The 20,950-nt window shown below is 64.7% G+C and carries 18 protein-coding genes and 1 pseudogene; 4 read left to right on the top strand and 15 right to left on the bottom strand.

Features of this window, described 5'->3' with window-relative positions:
* Genes ACOOFO_RS09485 through leuC form a run of 4 tightly spaced genes read right to left on the bottom strand, consistent with a single transcriptional unit; the run spans nucleotide 1 to nucleotide 4,183 of the window.
* A complete protein-coding gene (locus tag ACOOFO_RS09485) occupies nucleotides 1-1,023 on the bottom strand; it encodes an aspartate-semialdehyde dehydrogenase (protein WP_420426537.1) in 1,023 nt (340 codons plus the stop codon).
* Between the two features lie 33 nt (nucleotides 1,024-1,056).
* A complete protein-coding gene (leuB, locus tag ACOOFO_RS09480; RefSeq protein ID WP_420426536.1) occupies nucleotides 1,057-2,133 on the bottom strand; it encodes a 3-isopropylmalate dehydrogenase in 1,077 nt (358 codons plus the stop codon).
* A complete protein-coding gene (gene leuD / locus ACOOFO_RS09475; protein WP_420426535.1) occupies nucleotides 2,130-2,777 on the bottom strand; it encodes a 3-isopropylmalate dehydratase small subunit in 648 nt (215 codons plus the stop codon). Before leuD ends, leuB begins: the two co-directional genes overlap by 4 nt.
* Nucleotides 2,777-4,183: a 3-isopropylmalate dehydratase large subunit gene (gene leuC, locus ACOOFO_RS09470; RefSeq protein WP_420426534.1), complete on the bottom strand. Its 1,407-nt coding sequence runs from the start codon at nucleotides 4,181-4,183 to the stop codon at nucleotides 2,777-2,779. Before leuC ends, leuD begins: the two co-directional genes overlap by 1 nt.
* A 183-nt stretch (nucleotides 4,184-4,366) precedes the next feature.
* Here leuC and ACOOFO_RS09465 point away from each other — a divergent pair, with 183 nt between their 5' ends.
* Nucleotides 4,367-5,617, top strand: coding sequence for a S8 family peptidase (locus ACOOFO_RS09465; RefSeq protein ID WP_420426533.1), 1,251 nt, complete (start codon nucleotides 4,367-4,369; stop codon nucleotides 5,615-5,617).
* Here ACOOFO_RS09465 and ACOOFO_RS09460 read toward each other — a convergent pair.
* Genes ACOOFO_RS09460 through prmB form a run of 3 tightly spaced genes read right to left on the bottom strand, consistent with a single transcriptional unit; the run spans nucleotide 5,565 to nucleotide 8,833 of the window.
* Nucleotides 5,565-6,773: an MFS transporter gene (locus tag ACOOFO_RS09460; protein ID WP_420426532.1), complete on the bottom strand. Its 1,209-nt coding sequence runs from the start codon at nucleotides 6,771-6,773 to the stop codon at nucleotides 5,565-5,567. The two genes, ACOOFO_RS09465 and ACOOFO_RS09460, sit on opposite strands and share 53 nt — an antisense overlap.
* Before the next feature lie 3 nt (nucleotides 6,774-6,776).
* Complete coding sequence (gene aroC / locus ACOOFO_RS09455; RefSeq protein WP_420426531.1) at nucleotides 6,777-7,889, bottom strand: chorismate synthase; 1,113 nt, start codon at nucleotides 7,887-7,889, stop codon at nucleotides 6,777-6,779.
* An 8-nt stretch (nucleotides 7,890-7,897) separates the two neighbouring features.
* On the bottom strand, nucleotides 7,898-8,833 hold the full coding sequence (prmB, locus tag ACOOFO_RS09450) for a 50S ribosomal protein L3 N(5)-glutamine methyltransferase (protein WP_420426530.1): 936 nt from the start codon (nucleotides 8,831-8,833) through the stop codon (nucleotides 7,898-7,900).
* Between the two features lie 106 nt (nucleotides 8,834-8,939).
* On the opposite strand from prmB, the gene ACOOFO_RS09445 reads away from it, so the two are divergent.
* From ACOOFO_RS09445 to ACOOFO_RS09435, 3 genes are read left to right on the top strand one after another with little or no spacing between them, the layout of a single operon-like run.
* On the top strand, nucleotides 8,940-9,554 hold the full coding sequence (locus ACOOFO_RS09445; protein WP_420426529.1) for an SCO family protein: 615 nt from the start codon (nucleotides 8,940-8,942) through the stop codon (nucleotides 9,552-9,554).
* Nucleotides 9,551-10,465: an archaetidylserine decarboxylase gene (gene asd / locus ACOOFO_RS09440; protein WP_420426528.1), complete on the top strand. Its 915-nt coding sequence runs from the start codon at nucleotides 9,551-9,553 to the stop codon at nucleotides 10,463-10,465. Before ACOOFO_RS09445 ends, asd begins: the two co-directional genes overlap by 4 nt.
* Nucleotides 10,465-11,964, top strand: coding sequence for a M48 family metalloprotease (locus ACOOFO_RS09435; RefSeq protein ID WP_420426527.1), 1,500 nt, complete (start codon nucleotides 10,465-10,467; stop codon nucleotides 11,962-11,964). Before asd ends, ACOOFO_RS09435 begins: the two co-directional genes overlap by 1 nt.
* Before the next feature lie 18 nt (nucleotides 11,965-11,982).
* Here the strand turns inward: ACOOFO_RS09435 and ACOOFO_RS09430 are convergent, their stop codons facing one another.
* The 8 genes and pseudogenes from ACOOFO_RS09430 to hisC form a co-directional block, all read right to left on the bottom strand.
* A complete protein-coding gene (locus ACOOFO_RS09430; protein ID WP_420426526.1) occupies nucleotides 11,983-12,978 on the bottom strand; it encodes an NAD-dependent epimerase/dehydratase family protein in 996 nt (331 codons plus the stop codon).
* Nucleotides 12,979-13,173: 195 nt separating this feature from the next.
* The gene (locus ACOOFO_RS09425) at nucleotides 13,174-14,304 is read right to left on the bottom strand and encodes a tetratricopeptide repeat protein (RefSeq protein ID WP_420426525.1); all 1,131 of its coding nucleotides are present in this window, start codon (nucleotides 14,302-14,304) and stop codon (nucleotides 13,174-13,176) included.
* 20 nt (nucleotides 14,305-14,324) lie between these two features.
* Nucleotides 14,325-14,600, bottom strand: a complete 276-nt coding sequence (locus ACOOFO_RS09420) for a LapA family protein (protein WP_420426524.1) — start codon at nucleotides 14,598-14,600, stop codon at nucleotides 14,325-14,327.
* A gap of 19 nt (nucleotides 14,601-14,619) precedes the next feature.
* Nucleotides 14,620-14,931: an integration host factor subunit beta gene (locus ACOOFO_RS09415; RefSeq protein ID WP_420426523.1), complete on the bottom strand. Its 312-nt coding sequence runs from the start codon at nucleotides 14,929-14,931 to the stop codon at nucleotides 14,620-14,622.
* 130 nt (nucleotides 14,932-15,061) lie between these two features.
* Complete coding sequence (gene rpsA / locus ACOOFO_RS09410) at nucleotides 15,062-16,738, bottom strand: 30S ribosomal protein S1 (RefSeq protein ID WP_420426522.1); 1,677 nt, start codon at nucleotides 16,736-16,738, stop codon at nucleotides 15,062-15,064.
* 91 nt (nucleotides 16,739-16,829) lie between these two features.
* Nucleotides 16,830-17,522 carry a (d)CMP kinase gene (gene cmk, locus ACOOFO_RS09405; RefSeq protein ID WP_420426521.1) on the bottom strand — a complete coding sequence of 231 codons (693 nt, stop codon included), beginning with the start codon at nucleotides 17,520-17,522 and terminating at the stop codon, nucleotides 16,830-16,832.
* Nucleotides 17,519-19,727 (bottom strand): annotated as a pseudogene (locus ACOOFO_RS09400) (bifunctional prephenate dehydrogenase/3-phosphoshikimate 1-carboxyvinyltransferase). Before ACOOFO_RS09400 ends, cmk begins: the two are co-directional and overlap by 4 nt.
* Nucleotides 19,724-20,866 carry a histidinol-phosphate transaminase gene (gene hisC, locus ACOOFO_RS09395; RefSeq protein WP_420426520.1) on the bottom strand — a complete coding sequence of 381 codons (1,143 nt, stop codon included), beginning with the start codon at nucleotides 20,864-20,866 and terminating at the stop codon, nucleotides 19,724-19,726. The pseudogene ACOOFO_RS09400 and the gene hisC overlap by 4 nt, the downstream one beginning before the upstream one ends.
* Between the last annotated feature and the right edge of the window lie 84 nt (nucleotides 20,867-20,950).

The following is a 20,950-nucleotide window of genomic DNA, read 5'->3' as shown; positions in this document are numbered from 1 at the left end:
TCAGAGATAGCGTTCCGCGAGCACTTCGGCGATCTGTACGCTGTTTAGCGCTGCGCCTTTTCGGATGTTGTCCGACACGACCCAGAGATTGAGGCCGTGGGGGTGCGAGATGTCCTCGCGAATACGACCCACAAAGACCTCGTCGTGATGGGCGCCTTCGGTCACGGCGGTGGGATAGCCACCATCGGCACGCTCATCCATGACCTTCACGCCGGGCGCCTTGGCAAGCAGCGCGCGCGCGGACTCGGCGGTGATCTTGTCGCGCGTTTCGATATGCAACGCCTCAGAATGGCCGTAGAACACCGGCACGCGCACCGCGGTGGGGTTCACCAGGATGGCGTCGTCCTCGAAGATCTTCTGGGTCTCCCAGACCATCTTCATTTCTTCCTTGGTGTAGCCGTTGTCCTGGAAGCTGTCGATGTGCGGCAGACAGTTGAAGGCGATCTGCTTGGGGTACACCTTGGACTCGATCGGCTGCCCGCTCAGCGCCTGGGCACTGGTCTGAGCCAACTCGTCGATCGCTTCCTTGCCGGTGCCGGAGACGGACTGGTAGGTCGCTACATTCAGGCGCGTGATCCCTACGGCGTCATAGATCGGCTTGAGCGCCACCAGCATCTGAATGGTGGAGCAATTCGGATTGGCGATGATGCCGCGCTGGGTGTACCCCGCGATGGCATGCGCATTGACCTCCGGTACGATCAGCGGCACGTCCTTGTCGTAGCGGAACTGCGAAGTGTTATCGACCACCACGCAGCCGGCTTCGGCAGCCTTGGGGGCATAAATCGCCGAAACACTGGCGCCGGGCGAGAATAGGCCGATCTGCACCTTCGAGAAATCGAACTCGGCGAGATCACCGACGATCAGCTCGTCATCGCCGAAGTCGACCGCCTCACCAGCCGAGCGCGACGAGGCCAAGGCATAGACCTTGCCCACCGGAAACTTGCGCTGGCGCAGCACCTTCAGCATTTCCTGACCGACTGCGCCGGTGGCACCCACGACTGCTACATCAAACGTCTTGCTCATGATCGAACCATTGAAAGGAGGAAGAAGCGGTCCTCAGCTCTGAAGCTGGGCCACCACGGCATCACCCATCGCCTGCGTGGATACTGGCTTTGACTGGTCGCCGGCGAGATCGGCGGTGCGAAGACCGCTGGCGAGCACCGAACCCACTGCCGATTCCACCCGCTCGGCCAGATCGCCCCGGTCCAGTGAGTGACGCAGCAGCATGGCCAGCGACAGGATGGTCGCCAGCGGATTGGCCTTGCCCTGCCCTGCGATATCGGGCGCACTGCCGTGGACCGGCTCATACAAGCCCTGCCCGCGTGCATTCAGCGAGGCCGACGGCAGCATGCCGATGGAACCCGTCAGCATTGCCGCGATATCCGACAGGATGTCGCCGAAGAGATTCCCGGTCACGACCACATCGAACTGCTTGGGTGCGCGCACCAGCTGCATGGCGGCGTTGTCGACATACATGTGACTCAGCGTGCAGTCGGGATAGTCCGCCGCCACCCGGGTGACCACCTCGCGCCAGAGCTCGGAGCATTCGAGCACATTGGCCTTGTCTACCGAACAGACGCGACGGTCGCGCTTGCGCGCGGCCTCGAAGGCGGAGCGCGCAATGCGCTCGATCTCCGATTCACTGTAGACCTCGGTGTTGTAGCCGACTCGCTCGCCGTTCTCCTCGCGGATGCCGCGCGGCTGCCCGAAATAGATGCCTCCGGTGAGTTCACGCACGATCAGAATATCGAGGTCCGCTACCAGTTCCGGCCGCAGTGAAGAGGCTGCAGCCAGTTCGCTGAACAGCATCGCAGGGCGCAGATTGGCATAGAGGCCCATTTCCGAGCGGATGCGCAGCAAGCCGCGTTCCGGGCGGAGGGCGCGTTCGATGGCCTCCCACTTCGGGCCTCCCACAGCGCCGAGCAAGGTCGCATCGGCAGCCTGAGCCGCTTCCAGGGTCTCCGCCGGAAGCGGATCGTTGTGCGCGTCGATGGCTGCCCCGCCGATCAGGCCGAAGCTCCATTCAACCGCGAGGCCATGATGGGTTTTGAGACATTCCAGCACGCGTTCGGCCTCGGCCATGACTTCAGGACCGATGCCGTCGCCCGGCAGTAACAGCAGGCGCGCGCTCATGCCTGCGCTCCCCGGAACAGCCAGGGCGCTTCCTTGCGGCGCCGCGCCTCATAGGCGCGGATGGCATCCGCCTGGGTCAGCGTGATACCGATTTCGTCGAGTCCTTCCATCAGGTTCTGTTTGCGTTTGGCGTCGATATCAAAGGGGAATTGCTGGTCGTCACAGGACACGATCTGCGCGCCGAGGTCGATATGGGCCTCGCGCTCGGGCGAGGCGCTGGCCGTGGCGAACAGGTGATCCAGCGCCGCGTTGTCCAGCACGATCGGCAGCAGACCATTCTTGAAGCAATTGCTGAAGAAGATGTCGGCGAAGCTGGGGGCAATCACGCAGCGGATGCCGTAGTCCTTCAGCGCCCATACCGCATGCTCGCGGGAGGAGCCGCAACCGAAGTTGTCGCGGGCCAGCAGAATGCTGGCGCCCGCGCGGGCCGGCTCGTTGAGGACGAAGTCTGGGTTGACACGGCGGGTGGCCGGATCGATATCCAGGGTGCCGGGATCGAGATAGCGCCAGTCATCGAACAGGAAGGGACCGAAGCCGGTCCGGCGGATCGATTTCAGGTACTGCTTGGGAATGATGGCGTCGGTATCCACATTGGCGCGGTCCAACGGCAGCATGCGCCCCTGGTGAGTGGTGAAGGCCTGCATCAGTGGAACTCCCGAACGTCGACAAAGTGGCCAGCAATGGCCGCAGCCGCCGCCATGGCCGGGCTGACCAGATGGGTACGGCCACCGGCACCTTGACGCCCTTCGAAATTGCGATTGGAAGTGGACGCGCAGCGCTCGCCTGCTTCCAGACGGTCCGCGTTCATGGCCAGACACATGGAACAGCCCGGCTCCCGCCACTCGAAGCCGGCCTCGGTGAAGATGCGGTCGAGGCCTTCCGATTCCGCCTGCTCGCGCACCAAGCCCGAGCCCGGTACGACCATGGCCAGCTTGACGCTGTCCGCGCGCTTGCGGCCCTTGACCACCTCGGCCGCCGCGCGCAGGTCTTCGATGCGTGCATTGGTGCAGGAACCGATGAAGACCTTGTCGACGGCAATATCACGCAGCGCCGTCCCGGCGGTCAGCCCCATGTACTCCAGAGCGCGTTGCATGCCATTACGGCGCGCGCTGTCCTGTTCCTGCGCGGGATCGGGTACGCGGTCGGTGACCGGCGCCACCATCTCCGGCGAGGTGCCCCAGCTCACCTGCGGTGCAATATCCGCGGCTTCGAGGACGACTTCCTTGTCGAAAACGGCATCCGCATCGCTGTGCAGCGCGCGCCATGAGGCCACGGCCTGCTCCCACTCTTCCCCGTGGGGCGCGAAGGGCCGGCCACGGATGTAATCGATGGTGGTGTCGTCAGCGGCGATGAGGCCGGCGCGTGCGCCTGCCTCGATACTCATGTTGCAGACCGTCATGCGGCCTTCCATCGACAGCGCCTGGATGGCCTCCCCCGCAAACTCGATGACATGACCGGTGCCGCCGGCGGTGCCGATGCGACCGATGATGGCCAGAACAATGTCCTTGGCCGTCACGCCTTTGCCCACCGCGCCGCGCACGGTGATGCGCAACGTCTTGGCGGGCCACAGCACCAGTGTCTGGGTGGCAAGCGCGTGCTCCACCTCCGAGGTACCGATGCCGAAGGCCAACGCCCCGAATGCGCCATGCGTGGAGGTGTGCGAATCGCCGCAGACGACGGTCATGCCGGGCAACGTGGCCCCCTGCTCCGGACCAATCACGTGCACGATGCCCTGACGGCGATCGAGCAGGTCGAATTTGGTGATACCGAACTCGGCACAGTTGGCATCCAGCGCCTCCAGCTGCGCCCGCGAAATCGGGTCGGCGATGCCTGCCGCGCGGTTCTGCGTCGGCACATTGTGGTCCGGCACCGCCAGGTTGGCGTCCACGCGCCAGGGCTTGCGCCCGGCCAGACGCAGCCCTTCAAATGCCTGCGGGCTGGTGACTTCATGCACCAGGTGGCGATCGATGTAGAGCAGCGCGCTACCGTCGTCGTAAGCGGTGACGGTATGGGCGTCCCAGATCTTCTGATAGAGCGTTTTGCCGGCCACGGCGTCCTCACTGGCCCAACGGGGAGCAGCATTCTAGTGTTTCACTGCCGTGTATGCCGCTCACACCGCACGATCGACGCTATAGCACCCTCGTTAGGCAACACCATGCGCTGAGGCCCCCGCGTTGCGCTAACGATCGTCAGATCGCACACTTGGTCGTTGAGAAAGGAAGGGAGACCCCTCATGGCGCGATCGCTGATCCTGCGGCTGCAGCAGGCCGCCATTACATTGCTTCTGGCGGGACTGCTGGGCTGTACCAGCGAGCCCCCTGACATTGAGCAAAGCAGTACCGCAGGCGACGGCGCGGCAAGCGCCGAGCGTACGCGCTACATCCTGCTCTTCGATCCGGAAGTGGTTCAGATCCGGCGCAGCACGGTGAGGGACGAGAACGGCGAGGTTGTCGAGCTGATCCGCTTCGTCAATGACCTGATCCTCAATGATCTCGGTGAATTGCTGCTCGGCCCCTTCGAGGCCATCAACGGCATCCTGATCGAAGTGCTGGGCTCCCTCACCCCTTCCTCCTTTGCCGATCAGCCCGGGCTGCGCGTGGTGGAAGAGGACCGCCTCATTCGCCTGCCCTTTCTCCCCGGCAACGGACCCGACCTCCAGGCCACACCCTGGGGGCTCGATCGGATCGACCAGCGCGAGCGGCCGCTGGATGGGCGCTATATCCCGGAAGGTGATGGCGCCGGGATCCACCTGTACATCGTCGATACCGGGATCAATGCGTCGCATGTTGACTTTCTCAACCGCGTACGCGAAGGCCAGAACATCCGCGAGCCCGATGCGCCACCGGACGATTGCAACGGCCATGGCACCCATGTTGCCGGCACGGCCGCAGGTACCCGTTACGGTGTCGCCCCGCTGGCGCTGCTGCACCCGGTGCGCATCTTCGATTGCGAGGGAGAAGGCCGCGTGTCCGATGTGCTGGCGGGCATGGATTGGGTTCTCCGCAATCACGAGGCACCGGCGATCATGAATCTCAGTATCAGCGGCGATCGATCCACCGCCATCGAGAGCGCGGCTGCCACCGCGCAACGCGCCGGACTGGTGGTCGTCACTGCCGCCGGCAATGGTGGCGATGACGCCTGCACCGTGTCACCGGCGGCATCGGCGGCGGCCATGACGGTCGGGGCAACGACACGCGAGGATCGACGTGCCGCCTTCTCGAACCCGGGGCGATGTGTCGACCTAATGGCACCTGGCAATGACATCGTCTCGGCACGCCACGACACCGACACCGGCGCGGCACTGCTCAGTGGGACGTCGATGGCAGCCGCGCATGTCACCGGTGCGGCCGCCTTGATTCTGGGTCAGGACCCGACGGCGGATCCCGAGACCGTGCGCCGCCGCCTGCTCGAAGACGCGACGCCGGATACGCTCAGCGTGGGCGAGGGTTCTCCGAATCGCCTGCTGTTCGTCGGTCTGGAATAGGCTGCGGCGCTGGATCGCGCAGTGCTGTGGCGACGACCAGCCAGCCCAGCGCGGCGGCCGCCGCGGCACCCATGAAGACCACGGGGCCGCCGAGCGCATCCCAGGCATAGCCCGTCATCAGATTGCCGATGGCTCCACCGGCGCCAAAACTGAGACCCGCGAGCAGTGCCTGGGCCTGACCGTGCAGGTGTTCGGGAAAGAGCCGGTGCATGCAGACCACCGTCGCCGTGTGATAGAGGCCGAAGCTGGCGAAATGCAGGAACTGACTGAAGGCCAGCCAGTACAGTTGATCCACGGCCAGCGCCAGCAGCGCCCAGCGCAGCACGCCGCTGGCCAAGGAGAAAAGCAGCGTGGCGCGCACGCCGTAGCGCATCAGCAGGCGACTGGCGACCACGAAGACGCCAATTTCAGCAATGACGCCAAGCGCCCAAAGCTGCCCCGTAACCGCACTGCTGTAGCCGTGCTCCTGAAGATAGATCGAGAAGAAGCTGTAGAAGGGGGCGAAGGCGAGCTGTGACAGGAAGGCGGTGATCAGCAGTGCGACGACGCTGGGTTGCCGTAAATGGCGCAGCAGGGCACCGCGTACCGGCTGTACGCGTGCGCCGCCCTGCGTGTCGGGGATGTAAAGCCCCAACGCCACCATGGCCAGCATCAGTACTGCGACCATGGGATGAACGACCCCTGCCCCGTAGGATTCCACCAGGGCGCCGCAGCCAAGCACCGTCACCACGAAGCCGACGCTTCCCCAGAGGCGGATCTGGCTGTAGTCGAGCCGTGTATGACGGGTACTGTGCAGCGTGATGACGTCGAAGGCCGGCAAGGCGGCATTCCAGAACAGTGCGTAGGCGGCATGGAGGCCCAGCAGCAAGGCCAGACTGTGGTGGACATGCGGCATGACCGCAAAGAGGGCGCTGCAGATCAGCATGGTGACGACGATCACCGGCATACGTTGCCCGCGACGATCCATAACGCGGCCCCAAAGCAAGGGGACCCCGATACGCAGTGTGCCCAAGACGGCAAAAGCCATTCCGACCACCCAGGCGCTATGACCGGAATCCCGCAGGTACAACGGCCAGTACGGCACGAAGCATCCCACCGCACCGTAGTACAGCAGGTAGAACGCCGACAGACGCAGATAGAGCGCCCGTTCGCTCACACCCTAGCGATCCGCGTCGGGCGCTTGGGCAGGCAGACGCGGCGTGGCGGCTTCGACATCGCCACACTGGGCGCGATGACGCAGCCAATGATCCATCAGGACCAGCGAGACCATCGCCTCGGCGATGGGTACCGCGCGAATACCGACGCAGGGGTCGTGCCGGCCAGTCGTGCGCATCTCGACGTTATCGCCGTGCTCGTTGATCGACTGACCGGGCGTGGTGATGCTCGAGGTCGGCTTGATCGCCAGCCGCGCGATCAGGTTCTGCCCAGTGCTGATACCCCCGGCGACACCGCCCGAATGATTCGACAGAAAGCCTTCCGCGCGCATCTCGTCGCGGTGCGCGGTGCCGCGCATGCCGGCCACCGCCATGCCATCGCCAATCTCCACGCCCTTGACAGCGTTGATTCCCATCAGCGCCCAGGCGATCTCGGCGTCGAGACGATCGTAGACCGGCTCGCCAAGGCCGGGCGGCACCCCTTCTGCCTCAACCTGCAGGCAGGCACCGGCGGAATCCCCCTCGCTACGCAAGCGGTCGATGTACTGCTCCAGTTCCGGCACACGCTCCGGATCGGCGCAGAAGAAAGCGTTCTGATCGACGGCCGACCAATCCTTGATGGCCAGTGCAATCTCACCGATCTGCGTCAGGCAGGCGCGCGTGCGAATGCCGAGGCGTTCCTGCAGATACTTGGCAGCCACCGCACCCGCCGCCACGCGGACGGCCGTTTCGCGCGCTGAGCTGCGGCCTCCACCGCGATGGTCGCGTCGGCCGTATTTCTGCATGTAGGCGTAGTCGGCGTGATTGGGGCGAAAGACCTGCGCGATCTTGTCGTAGTCGTAGCTGCGTTGGTCGGTGTTCTCGATCAACAGCGCGATGGGCGTACCGGTGGTCTCGCCTTCGAAGACCCCCGAAAGGATGCGGACCGCGTCGGCCTCCTTGCGCTGGGTTACATACTTCGAGCGCCCAGGACGACGGCGATCCAGTGCCGGCTGGATATCGGCCTCGCTCAGCTTCAACCCGGGCGGACAGCCATCGATCACGCAGCCGATGGCGGGCCCGTGCGATTCGCCGAAGCTCGTGACGCAGAACATTCTGCCCAGCGTATTCCCTGACATTGCCTTCCCTACTGCTGTGCCAGCCAATCCACAAGGGCGGCACGTTCAATGATGAAAACGCCGCTGCCGCCGAATTCGAACTCCGGCCAATGCGCGGGGAGATCGGGGAAACGGGCGTCGAATTCCGCGGTGGAGGCGCCGATCTCGCCGATCAACACCCCGTCCTGACTGAGCCAGTCAGGTGCTTCCCGCAGCAGGCGCGCGACCACTTCCATGCCGTCATCCCCCGCGGCGAGCGCGACCTTGGGCTCAGCATGATACTCCGCCGGCAAGTCCTGCCACTCATCCTCCGGCACATAGGGGGGGTTGGTCACGATCAGGTCGAAGGCCGGCACCTTCTGTGCCGCAAGCGGCGCATAGAGGTCTCCGACGTGGCCGATGACCCAGTCCTGCATGCCGTGGTCGGCGATATTGGCGAACATCAGCTCGGCCGCGCCTGGATCGATTTCCACGGCGTGTACCTCGGCCTCGGGGAAGATCATGGCACAGGCAATGGCAATGCAGCCGCTGCCCGAGCACAGGTCCAGAATGCGCGCCGGCGGCTGTGGAACCCACGGCGCAAAGGCATCACCGATCAATTCGGCCAAAGGGCTGCGCGGCACGATGACGCGCTCGTCCACCCGGAAACGCAGCCCGCAGAACCAGGCCTCACCGGTGAGGTAGGCCGCAGGGCGCCGCTGCGCGATGCGGCTGCGGATGCACTGCGCCACGCGCATGCGCTCCTCCGGCAACAGACGTGCCCGCATATACAACTCGGGGACCTCGTGCGGCAGATTCAGGCTGTGGCGCACCAGGTAATAGGCTTCGTCGAGGGCATTTTCGAGGCCGTGTCCGAAGGCAAGATCCGCCTGCGCAAAGGCGCTCGCCCCCCAGCGCACGAAATCAGCGGGCGTTTGCAACACATCGACGACCTCGTCGATACCACTTTCAGGAATGTCAGACATAAACGAGCGATCGCCGACAGGGGCGAAGCCGGGCACCGGAACGGGACAGCTTGGTAGTATGCGAACGCCCATCCCTCGCTGCAATGCGAACCCACGGTCACTGTTCATGCCACGCCCCTCCCTTTTCACCGTCGGCGCGGTGAGCGCCCTGCTGGTCGGCCTCGCTGTCGCGCTCTTTACCCTGCGTCCCAGCTCCGGTGGGCAGCTCGAAGGTGGAATCCTTCTCTCGCAGCCCCGCGCCATTTCACCTTTTTCGCTGGTAGACGCTTCCGGTGAGGCCTTTACCGAAACGGCCCTCCAAGGTCGCTGGACTGCCATCTTTCCGGGCTTCACGCACTGCCCCGACATCTGCCCGACCACGCTGGGCGTATTGCGTGATGTCATGAACAAGCTTGAAGGACCCAAACGGGAACAATGGCAGATCGTCTTTCTGACGGTGGACCCTTCTCGTGACACCCCCGAAGCGCTGTCCCAGTACGTCGGCTATTTCTCGGACGCCTTCATTGGCGTGACCGGCGACATGGATGAGATCGACGGGCTGACCAAGGACCTCTCCATCGCCTACCGCTATACCCCGCAGGAGGATGGTGGCTATACCGTCGATCACACCGCTGCCATTGTTCTGGTCAACCCGCAGGGTCAGGTCGCGGGATATCTGCAACCGCCCTATCAGCCCGCGCGCATGGCGGCCGATCTCCGCACCACCCTCGGCACCTCGTGAGTACGCCGAAGCTCCCCTGGCACGCGCCCCTTTTCGTTGCGCTCCAGGCCCTGCTGCCCACCCGCCTGCTGTCGCGTATCGTGCACAGCCTTGCGCATATCCGCTGGGCGCCCCTTCGGCTTCCCTTCATCCGCGGGTTTGCGCGCGCCTTCGCGGTGGACATGCGCGACGCCGCCAACCCCGACCTGGCCAGCTATCCGCACTTCAACGCCTTCTTCACGCGCGCGCTACGCGATGGTGCCCGCCCGCTTCCCTCCGATCCGACAGCGCTGTGCAGCCCGGTGGACGGTACGGTCAGTCAATTCGGCGCCATCGACGGTGAGCGGCTGATTCAAGCCAAGGGACGCGACTACACAGCCAGCGCCTTGCTTGCCGACGACGCCGGCGCCTATCTCGACGGAGACTTTTGCACGATCTATCTGGCTCCATACAACTATCACCGCATCCACGCGCCCTGCGACCTTGAACTGAAAGGCTGGCGCTACGTGCCGGGACGACTGTTCAGCGTCAACCCCACCACCGCCGCACTGCGCGACGCGCTGTTCTCGCGCAACGAGCGCGTGGTCGCGCACTTCGATTGCGATGGAGGACAGCTCGCCATGGTCATGGTCGGCGCCCTGCTGGTCGGATCCGTGGATACGGTCTGGGCTGGCCGCATCTGTCCGCCACACCGACGCCGCCCCTCGGACTTTGTGCCAGCTTCCGGTCGCTTTGCACGCGGTGCGGAAATCGCCCGCTTCAATATGGGCTCTACCGTGATCCTGCTGGCAAGCCCCGGTCTGCTTCGCTGGGATAAGGGACTGCAGGCTGGCGCCCCCATCCGCATGGGAGCGGCCCTCGCCAGTCCGCGTGCGCGAACCAAAGACGGTCCTTCGTCGTCGAAGAGCACGAACGACCCAAAGGACGCCTGATGCCGCGCGCCACCCGCAGGACCCTTGTTGCCAGCTTCTGCCTGGTCTCGCTGTTTGCCGTCCCTCCGGCCGGCCATCCCATCAACGAAGACATCGAGTTGCCGCAGCTGGGCGAGCCGGCCGATGCCGTCATGTCACCGCGCGAGGAATACCAGATCGGCGCGCGGGTTACGGCGCAGATCCACGCCGCGGGCTACGCCCTCGAGGATCCGCAACTCACCGACTACATCTCCCGTCTTGGCTGGCACATTGCCTCGCACGGCAGCCGGGTCCCGGATCATCTGCAGTTCTTCATGGTGCGCGATCCACGCATCAACGCCTTCGCGCTACCCGGCGGATTCATGGGATTCAATGCGGGCCTGATCATGGCCGCCGAAAGCGAGAACGAACTGGCCGCGGTGGTGGCGCACGAACTGGCCCACGTCACGCAGCGGCATATCGCGCGCACCATTCAGGGGACGCGCGCCGCCGACATCGCCACCTGGGCCGCGGTCCTCGCGGCCATCATCGCCGGCTCGGCCTCGCCCGACGTTGTTCTCGGGGCGCTATCGCTCGGACAGGCCGCCAGCTTGCAACGCCAGGTGTCCTTTACGCGTACGCACGAACTCGAGGCGGATCGCATCGGCATCGGCACCATGATTGCCGCCGGATACGATCCGCAGGGCATGGTCAGCTTCTTCCGCCGTTTGGAGCAGCAGTCCCGCCTCTACGGCTCACAGATTCCCGACATCCTACGCACCCACCCGGTCAATACCACGCGCATCGCCGAGGCGCGGCAGCGCGCCGACGGTCACACCGGACGCGCCGACGAGATTCGCCCGTTGACCTTCCGCATCATGCGCGCACGCGCCCGGGTTCTGACGGTAGAGCGGCCAAGCCAGGCGCTGGACTACTTCAAGCAGCGCATCGAATCCGGCATCGACCACCCCGCGGAGTGGTATGGCGCAGCACTCTCCCACCATGCGCTCGGCCAGTTCCAGGCATCCGACGAGATTCTCGACCGTCTCCTCAAGGACACCCCCGACCAGCTCCATTTTCTGCTGCTCAAGGCCGAGAACGCGCGCGGCCGCCGCGCGCCGGAGGAAGCATTGGCAACTCTGGATCAGGCCCTCGAGCAGCAGCCACGCTATGCCCCGCTTCGCTTCGCCTACGCCGAGACGCTGATGGACGCCGGACGACCGGAGCAGGCGCGCCAGTTCATCCTTGACGGTTTCGAGCACGTCCGGCCCTTCACCGAAACCCACCGCATTCTTGCCCGCGCCGCGCGGGCCAGCGGCGATCGCGCCGAACTTGCCTATCAAAGCGCCACCTACGCATGGCGACGGGGGGATGCCGAGACCGCCATGGAGAAGCTCGATGCCGGTCTGCGCCACTCGGATCTCAGCGAGGATGAGCGCGCGCGTCTGCGCAGCTTCCGCAAGGAGGTGCGCGAAACCTTGCCCAAGTATTGGCGGCCCGACTACGAGGACGAGCCGAACGCACTCCGCCGCCATGGCTGAATGTCCGCTCCTCTCCGGTCAGAGCTGACCGGAGTTGCGCATCCACTCGATGCAGTCAGCCACCATCGTTTCCAGCGGCACCGTTTCGAGCTGGAAGGCATCCTGCGCGGCGCGTCCGTCGCAGTAGGTGTTGCCACTGAGAAGCGTCACCGCTTCGCGCGTGACGTCCGGCTCACGGCCCAGTAGCGGCGCCATGGCCTCCTCCATGCGGGCATAGGCATTGAGTACAGCCGGCCGTACTGGTCGGAGGAAGCGCCGATGGCCAAGCTGCGTGCCGATCTCCCGCGCCAGACCCGCATAACTGACGTTGACCCCACCAATGAGATAGCGCGCACCCCTGGAGGCATGGCCGATAGCACGAATGGCCGCCAGCGCAACCGAGCGTGCCGAACAGAAAGTCGCTCCACCCGGCGGTACGCCCGGCAAGCGACGTTGCGCTACCAGGCGCACCAGGCGCGACCAGCCCTTGCGGTCGCGCGCGCCCATCATGAAGCCCGGATTGAGAACCACAGCATCGAGCCCCGAGCGCAGTCCGCGCTCGATCTCGACTTCGGCCATTGCCTTGCTGCGCACGAAAGTCACCGGCGAATTGCGGCCGGTGCGTGGGGTCTCGGGTGCGATGACGCCACTGTGCTGACCATAGGCTGCCGCACAGGAGATATGGATCATGCGTGCGCCTCGCGCCTGGGCAATGCGCGCCAGTCCACGGGTGCCACGCACATTGGTGCGAAGCTGTTCCGGCCCCATCCGCCGCCAGAGACTGGTGCTGCTGGCGCAATGCACGACCGCGTCAAGCCGGTTCGGCAGTTGATCGGCCAGACCGGGTGAATCGAGGACGTCCGAGGTGATCAGCGTCGCGTCTACCCCTTCAAGCGCAATCAGGTCGGAATCAGGCCGATGCAAGGCGAGCACATTCCAGCCCTCATCGACGAGGCGGCGCACGACCTCGCTGCCGAGAAAGCCATTGGCACCCGTTACGAGGGCCGTACGTTGGGGAATACGGTCTGCTGACATGTCTCCTCGTTGCTTCTCATTGTCGTGGCGGTGTATCCGCTCTCTTTTCGCTATGCATAGTGCGTGCTTCGGGCGCGCCTGCCAAGCGCTTCTTGCCCTTGCTCACGGGCCGAACAGCATAACCTACTCTATCGTCACTTATTGCACCGACCCGGCGGCCCGTGCCATGCGGGGCACGCGGATTGCTAATCGTACTCAGAGGCGATCGCTGACCGGACGCACGCGCGCCCATTGCTTGCAGCTCGGGCACTGCCAGAACTGCATCCGCGGCGTCAGACCACAGGACTCGCAACGGAACTTGGGTCCGGACTGCAATGCGGACTCCAGACCTTCGTGCACCATCTGGGCGAGATCATCCTGCTCTGCACGCCGCTCAGCCAGCATGCGAAGGCCCGTCCAGGTTGGCCGTTTGCGGCAGAGCGCAACCAGTTCATCCACCACGTCCTTGCCGGACTCCGCCTCTAGGCGCAGCCGCGCCAGCGAGGGCTGCACGCTGTCGTAATGCTTTTCGGCTGCACGCAGGTAGCGTGCGTAACCCGCCACGTCATTCTGCGCGCTGTAGACCCGCCGAATGGCCGGCAGCACCGTGGGAAAGAAGCGCAGATCCTGCTCCGGGACGTGTTCGTAGGCGCGCAAGGCCTGGCGATACTGTCCCGCCTTCTCGTGCAGCTCACCCAGCATCAGACTGGCCCGTACGCACTGCGGATCCGTCTTGAGCGCTCGCTCCAGATGCGCGACGGCGCCATCGGCGTCATTCGCGCCCCGGGCGGCCTGCGCCTGCTCGCAGCAGTAGTGCGCCATCTGTGTGGCTTGCGAGCGCCCCTCGGTGGATTGCAGTCGCTGCGCCGCTTCCTCGGCCTGTTGCCACTCCTGCGTCTGCTCGTAGATGGAGATCAGCGCACGCAATGCTTCATCCATGTACATGCCGTCATCGAGCAGCCCGGCATACAGACCCTCGGCGCGGTCGAGCAGACCTGCCTCGTGGTAATCGCGCGCCAGCTCCAAGCGGATCTGATTGGTTTCCTCGGGCGGCAGGGTGTCGCGCGCCAGCAGGTGCTGATGGATGCGCATGGCACGATCGACCTCGCCACGCTTGCGGAACAGACGCCCCAGCGTCAGATGCAATTCAATAGTTTCACTGTCTACTGCCACGGCACGCGTCAGCGCGGCGATGGCCCGATCCGGATCATCGTGTGCGAGGTGCTGCAGGCCTTCGAGATAGTCCCCCGATACCGGCGTTCCGGGTTGCGACTCGGGTGGCTCTCGCATCACCCGGTGCAGATGCCAGCCAAGCGCCAGCCCCAGCGGCAGCAGTAAAACCGCCATGCCAAGGCCGGACAACACGATCAGCTTTGCTGTGACGCGGGAAGCTTGGCTGCCACGCTTTCGCGTTGACGCAGGCTTTCCAGCTCCTTCTGCAGGCGCGCGATACGCCGCCGCTGACGAACCAGGGGAATGGCGCTGATCAGACCACAGGCGAGCGCGGTCACTGCGCCCGACAACACCATCAAGGCAATGAGCGGCAATTCAATCCGCCCCGCCAGATAGTCGAAGGTCACCGGGTCGCTATTGAACAGTCCCAGGGACAAGCCAGCGATCAGGATCGCGACGACGACCAGCAAGACAACAATCTTGCGCAGCCTATGCACCGCCCTGCCCTCCGCTGATACCGGCATCGACCCGTTCGCGCAGGGCCTTGCCTGGTTTGAAGTGTGGGACGCGCTTGGGGGGTATCTCCACCGTCACTCCGGTGCGTGGGTTACGCCCGACACGGGCATCCCGGTGATGCACGGAGAAACTGCCAAAGCCGCGGATTTCAACGCGACGGTCCGCTGCCAGCTCGCGACTGATCGTATCCAGCAGCAGCTTCACGGACATCTCGACGTCACCGTGCGGCACCTGAAGGGAGGCGGCGCGTTCCGCGAGCCGGTCGATCAGTTCGGATTTGGTCATTCTCGGGCCCCCAAATATCGATTCCAACGATAGGCGAAAAGCGAAAGGGGCGCAACCGCGCCCCTTTCTATTTGCTGCATTTTCATGCCGATAACGGCGCTTCTTCAAGCGCCATCGACAGTACAACGCATCAGTCGCCGATGTGCTCCTTGAGCAGATCGCCGAGGGAGGTACGACCAGTGGTCGCGTTGCGGCTGTTGCTGTACTCGGCAACGGCATCCTCTTCCTCCTGGATCTCCTTGGCACGCACGGAGAGCTGAATGACGCGCGACTTGCGGTCGATACCGACAAAGGTCGCGGTCAACTCGTCGCCCACCGCCAGCACCTTGGTGGCGTCCTCGACGCGGTCGCGCGCCAGGTCGTTGGCCTTGATATAGCCTTCCACGCCTTCGGCGAGGTCGATCAATGCACCGCGCGGCTCCACTTCACGCACCGTACCGGTGACCTGCTCACCACGCTTGTTCTCGCCGATGAACTGCGCGACCGGATCGGCCGTCATCTGCTTGATGCCAAGCGAGATGCGCTCGCGCTCGGCGTCAATGGCGAGCACGGTGGCTTCGACTTCCTGGCCCTTGGAGTAGCGGCGCACCGCTTCTTCGCCGGTCTCGTTCCAGGACAGGTCGGACAGATGCACCAGCCCGTCGATGCCGCCATCGATACCGATGAAGACGCCGAAGTCGGTGATCGACTTGATCGTGCCCTTGACGCGGTCGCCCTTCTGGAAGTTCTGCGCGAACTCTTCCCACGGGTTCGGCACGCACTGCTTCATGCCCAGGGAAATACGACGGCGTTCTTCGTCGATATCCAGAATCATGACTTCGACTTCGTCGCCGATGGTCACGACCTTGTTCGGATTGACGTTCTTGTTGGTCCAGTCCATCTCGGACACGTGGACCAGGCCTTCCACACCCGACTCGATCTCGACGAAGGCGCCGTAATCGGTGATGTTGGTGACCTTGCCGAACAGGCGGGTCTTCTCTGGATAGCGACGGGCGATGTCGACCCACGGATCCTCGCCCAGCTGCTTCAGGCCAAGGCTGACGCGACGACGCTCGCGGTCGTACTTGAGCACCTTGACTTCGATTTCGTCGCCCACCGACACGACTTCCGACGGATCCTTGATGCGCTTCCACGACATGTCGGTGATGTGCAGCAGGCCATCGATGCCGCCGAGGTCGACGAAGGCGCCATAATCGACGAGGTTCTTGACCACGCCATTGAGCACCACGCCTTCCTGCAGCGTCTCGAGCAGCTGTTCACGCTCGGCGCTGTATTCGGCTTCGAGCACTTCGCGGCGCGAGACCACGATGTTGTTGCGCTGCTGGTCGAGCTTGATGACCTTGAATTCGAGCGGTTTGCCTTCGAGGTAGGCCGTGTCGCGAACCGGCCGGACGTCGACGAGCGAGCCCGGAAGGAAGGCACGAACCGCACCGATGTCGACGGTGAAGCCACCCTTGACCTTGCCGGTGATCGTGCCATTGACGATCTCGCCATTGTCGAAGGCGTCCTGCAGGCGGCCCCAGGTCTTGATGCGCTCCGCCTTCTCCTTGGAGAAGCGGGTTTCGCCAAAACCGTCTTCCACCGTTTCCAGCGCGACCTCGACTTCGTCGCCGCTGTTGATGGACAGCTCGCCCATTTCATTCTTGAACTCGTCAAGGGCGATGACCCCTTCCGACTTCAGGCCGGCGTCGACAATCACGACGTCGGACTTGATCTCCAGCACGGTGGCGCGTACCAGGGCGCCAGGCTGCATGGATTGCCCCTGTGCGAGGCTCTGTTCAAACAGTTCAGCGAAACTTTCGCTCATAGGATGTTGGTCTACCAATAAACAATCTGCCCGGAATCCGTCCCGGCCAGGGAGTCTTCAATAGCACGGCGTCCTTGCCATGCCCCGTTGCTCACGACACCACCGAAGTGAGGCCGCTATCCTTCACAAGACTGAAAATCCGATCGCATACCGCGTCGACGGTGAGCTCGGTCGTATCGATGATGACCGCATCCTCTGCGGCCTTCAGCGGCGCCACCTTGCGACCCCGATCGCGCGCATCGCGCGCCCGGATGTCAGTCAAAACATCCGCTAGTATAGCGGGCATCCCCGCTTGTCTCAATTGTCGGCAGCGCCGCCGCGCGCGCTCTTCAGCACTGGCATCGAGAAAAATCTTCAGAGGCGCCTCAGGGAAGACCACGCTGCCCATATCGCGTCCATCCGCGACCAGGCCCGGCGGCTGCAGAAAGGCCCGCTGCGCGTGCAGCAAGGCATCACGGACTTCCGGAAACACCGCGATCCGCGATGCCAGCATCGCCGCACTCTCCTCCCGGACGTCAGCCGTAATATCACGGCCTTCCAGGGCGATGTGGTCGGTCGTGCTGTCGCCTTCGAAGCGCACCTTCATGCGACGCACGATATCGGCAACCGCGGCCGGATCGTCCACCGGCACACCGGCCTGCTCGGCGGCGATCCCGGCCACCCGGTACATGGCACCCGAATCGAGCAGATGCCAGCCCAACTGCGTTGCCAGCCATTTCGCCGCCGTGCCCTTGCCAACGCCGGAGGGACCGTCAATCGTGCAGTGCGGAATCTGCCGGCTCACGCCACACCCGAATGATCGTGCAGCACCCGCAGTTCCAGGCCGACCGAGCCTGCGGTCTCGACAAAGCCCGGGAAGGAGGTGTGCACGTTGTCGCAGTGGCGGATGCGGATCGGCTGCTCCGCGCGCAGGCTGGCGATGGCCATGCTCATTGCGACGCGGTGGTCGTCGCAGGCGTCGACCACGCCCCCATGCATGCGCCCACCGAGGATGCGCGCCCCATCGGCTTCGGGTACGGCGGAAATGCCCAGGGTGCGCAATGCGTTGACCATGCTCTGGATGCGATCGGATTCCTTGACGCGCAGTTCGGCGGCGTCGCGAATGACGGTCTCGCCGCTGGCGCAAGCCGCCGCCACAAAGACGGCCGGCATCTCGTCGATGGCCCGGCCCACCACACTGCCCGAAATCATGGTTGCCTTCAGCCGACCGCCGCGGACGTGAATATCGCCCACGGGCTCACCGCCCAGGGTGCGCTCGTTATCGATGTGGATATCGGCCTCGAAGGCGCGAAGGATGTCGATGATGCCGGTGCGGGTCGGGTTCAGCCCGACGCTTTCCAGCGTCAGCTCGGCACCCGGCGTGATGGCGGCACCGACCAGAAAGAAGGCTGCCGAAGAAATATCCGAAGGCACTTCGATATCCACGGCAGTCAGCTCCTGCCCGCCTTCCAGTGCCGCGAAGCCGGATCGGGCCTCCAGCTCGACACCGAAGGCGCGCAGCATGCGCTCGCTATGGTCGCGGGTCGCTTCGGGCTCCGTCAGTTCGGTGCGCCCCTGGGCGTACAAACCGGCAAGCAGCACCGCCGACTTGACCTGCGCGCTGGCCATCGGGGAGCGATAGTGGATCGCCTTCAATCCCGCTTCCGGGGGCTCCAATGTCAGTGGCGCGGTACCCGATGCACTGGTCGTGATGCGTGCGCCCATCTGACTCAGTGGATCGGTCACACGCCGCATCGGTCGCCGCGTCAGCGAAGCATCACCGGTCAGGGTGATCGCAAAGGGCTGCGCGCACAGCAGGCCGGACAGCAACCGCATCGAGGTGCCGGAGTTGCCGAGGTCGACCGGCCCCTCGTGCGGCTTCAGGCCGTAGCGCCCCACGCCGTGAATGCGCAATTCGGTATCGGACAGGCGCTCGGCCTTGACGCCCATGCCGGTGAAGGCGCGCAGCGTGGCAAGGCAGTCCTCACCCGGCAGAAATCCACGAATATGGCTGCTGCCATTGGCGATGGCGGCCAGCATGACCGCGCGATGCGAAATCGACTTGTCTCCGGGTACACGCAGACGGCCGCGCAGCGCGCGTGCCGGTTGGCAGAGAAAATCCATGTCAGACCTCGGTATGGGCGTTTTCCAGCAACGAAAGAAAGCGCTCGCGCGCAGAGCGCGCACGCTGCAGCGTTGCCAGAACCGCATCGTCGTCGGCATTGCGCAGATCACTGCGCAATTGCGCGAGGGTGTCTTCGAAGGCACTGATGGTGTGATCCAGCACCTCGCGGTTGTCGAGCAGGATATCGCGCCACATCACCGGGCTGCTGGACGCAATCCTTGTGAAATCGCGAAATCCGCCCGCCGCGTAGGCGAAGAGTTCGCGTCGATCTTCCATGCCCGCCAGACAGTCGACCAGGGCGTAGGCCAGCACATGCGGCAGATGGCTGGTGGCGGCAAGCACCTCGTCGTGATGGCCTGGCTCCATACGCTCGACCTGCGCACCGACTGCCTGCCAGAGTGCCTCCACTGCGGCTGTGGCGGCGGCTTCGGTGACAGGCAGCGGCGTGATAATCACCCGGCGGTCACGAAAGAGTTCAGCATCGGCCGCCTCGACCCCGAAGCGCTCGCTACCCGCTACCGGATGCCCCGGTACGAAACGCGCCAGCGCACCGCCTGTCGCCTGCAGCCGCGCCAGAATGCTGCCTTTGACACTGCCGGTATCGGTCACGATGCAGTCCGGCGCCGCATGCAGCACCTGCCCGACAATCTCCGCAATGCGCCGAACCGGCGTCGCCACCACCACACAGTCCGCCCCTTGCGCGGCGGCCTCGACCGAGGCGACGCCCTCGTCGATATAGCCCAGCGCCTGCGCCTTGGCCACCGACTCGGCGTCGAGGTCATAGCCGACGATACGCGGCGGTTGCGCCCCATTCTTGAGTGCGCGCGCCAGCGAGGCGCCGATCAGGCCTAGACCGATGACCGCGATGCGCTGGGGAATACTCATGCCTCTGCGGTCGAGGGCATGCGCGTCAGCACCGCATCCAGCGCCTGCAGCAGCCGATCGTTCTGCTCGGCGGTGCCCACTGTGATGCGCAGGAAATGCGGCATGGCGTAGCTCGCCATGGGCCGCACGATGACGCCGGATTCGAGCAGGCCCTGATGGATTGGCGCTGCATCTCGGCCACAGTCCACGGCGAGGAAGTTGGCATGCGAGGCGAGCACGCCCAGCCCGCGCGCAACGAAGGCCTCGTGCAACCGGCCGCGCTCGCGCGCATTGAGCGCGACCGAGTCCGCAACGAAAGCCTGATCGTCGAGGGCCGCTTCACCGGCGAGCAGGGCCAGCGTGTTGTTATTGAACGGCTGCCGCACGCGGTTGAGCAGATCAGCAAGATCAGGGTGTGACAGGCCATAGCCCAGTCGCAGGGCCGCCAAGCCATAGATCTTGGAGAAGGTGCGCGTGACCAGCAGGTTCGGATAGCGCGCCAACAGGGCGTTGATGTCCGGGCGCGTCTCCGGCGCCTGGTAGTCCCAGTAGGCCTCATCCAGCACGACGATGGTCTGCGCGGGGACCGCTTCCATGAAGGCCGCGAACTGCCCCGCCGGCAGGCAAGTCCCGGTGGGATTGTTCGGGTTGGCCACGAACACCACAGCCACGTCCTCGTTCAGCGCGCGGGCGAAGCCTTCCAGATCGTGGCCATAGGCGTCCGGCGCATCCGCTGGCCTCGCCGGCACCTCGATGGCGGGTGCATTCTGCGCCGCCGTCGCCAGGGGATAGACCGCAAAGGCGTGCTGGGAATACATGGCCGCGCGGCCGGGTCCAAGAAAGACGCGCGCGACGAACTCCAGCAGATCATTTGAACCATTGCCGAGGGTGATCTGTTCCGGGCGCACATCGTGAAAGGCGGCCAGCTTGGCCTTGAGGGCAAAGCCGCCCCCATCCGGATAGAGCGCGAGCGACCCGGGATCTCGGATTGCCTCGTGCACGGACGCACTGCATCCCAGGGGATTCTCGTTGGACGCGAGCTTGATCACATCGGCCACGCCCATGCGCCGGCGCAGTTCTTCGATGGGCATTCCCGGCTGGTATGGCGCGAGACCGCGGATACCGGCCGGCACACGATCAAAGTAGGCAGGTTCAGCCATCGTATTCCGTCGTCAAAGTGGGAGATGCCGAGGGAGGCCGCATGACAGCGCGGCTCCCGCGACCGGGGCGCGTCCAGTTGAGGG

Origin of the sequence: Algiphilus sp. (assembly GCF_965216485.1) — a bacterium.
Classification (GTDB): Bacteria; Pseudomonadota; Gammaproteobacteria; order Nevskiales; family Nevskiaceae; genus Algiphilus.
Note: the sequence above shows the minus strand (reverse complement) of the source record. Positions and strands in the feature narration are given on the sequence as shown.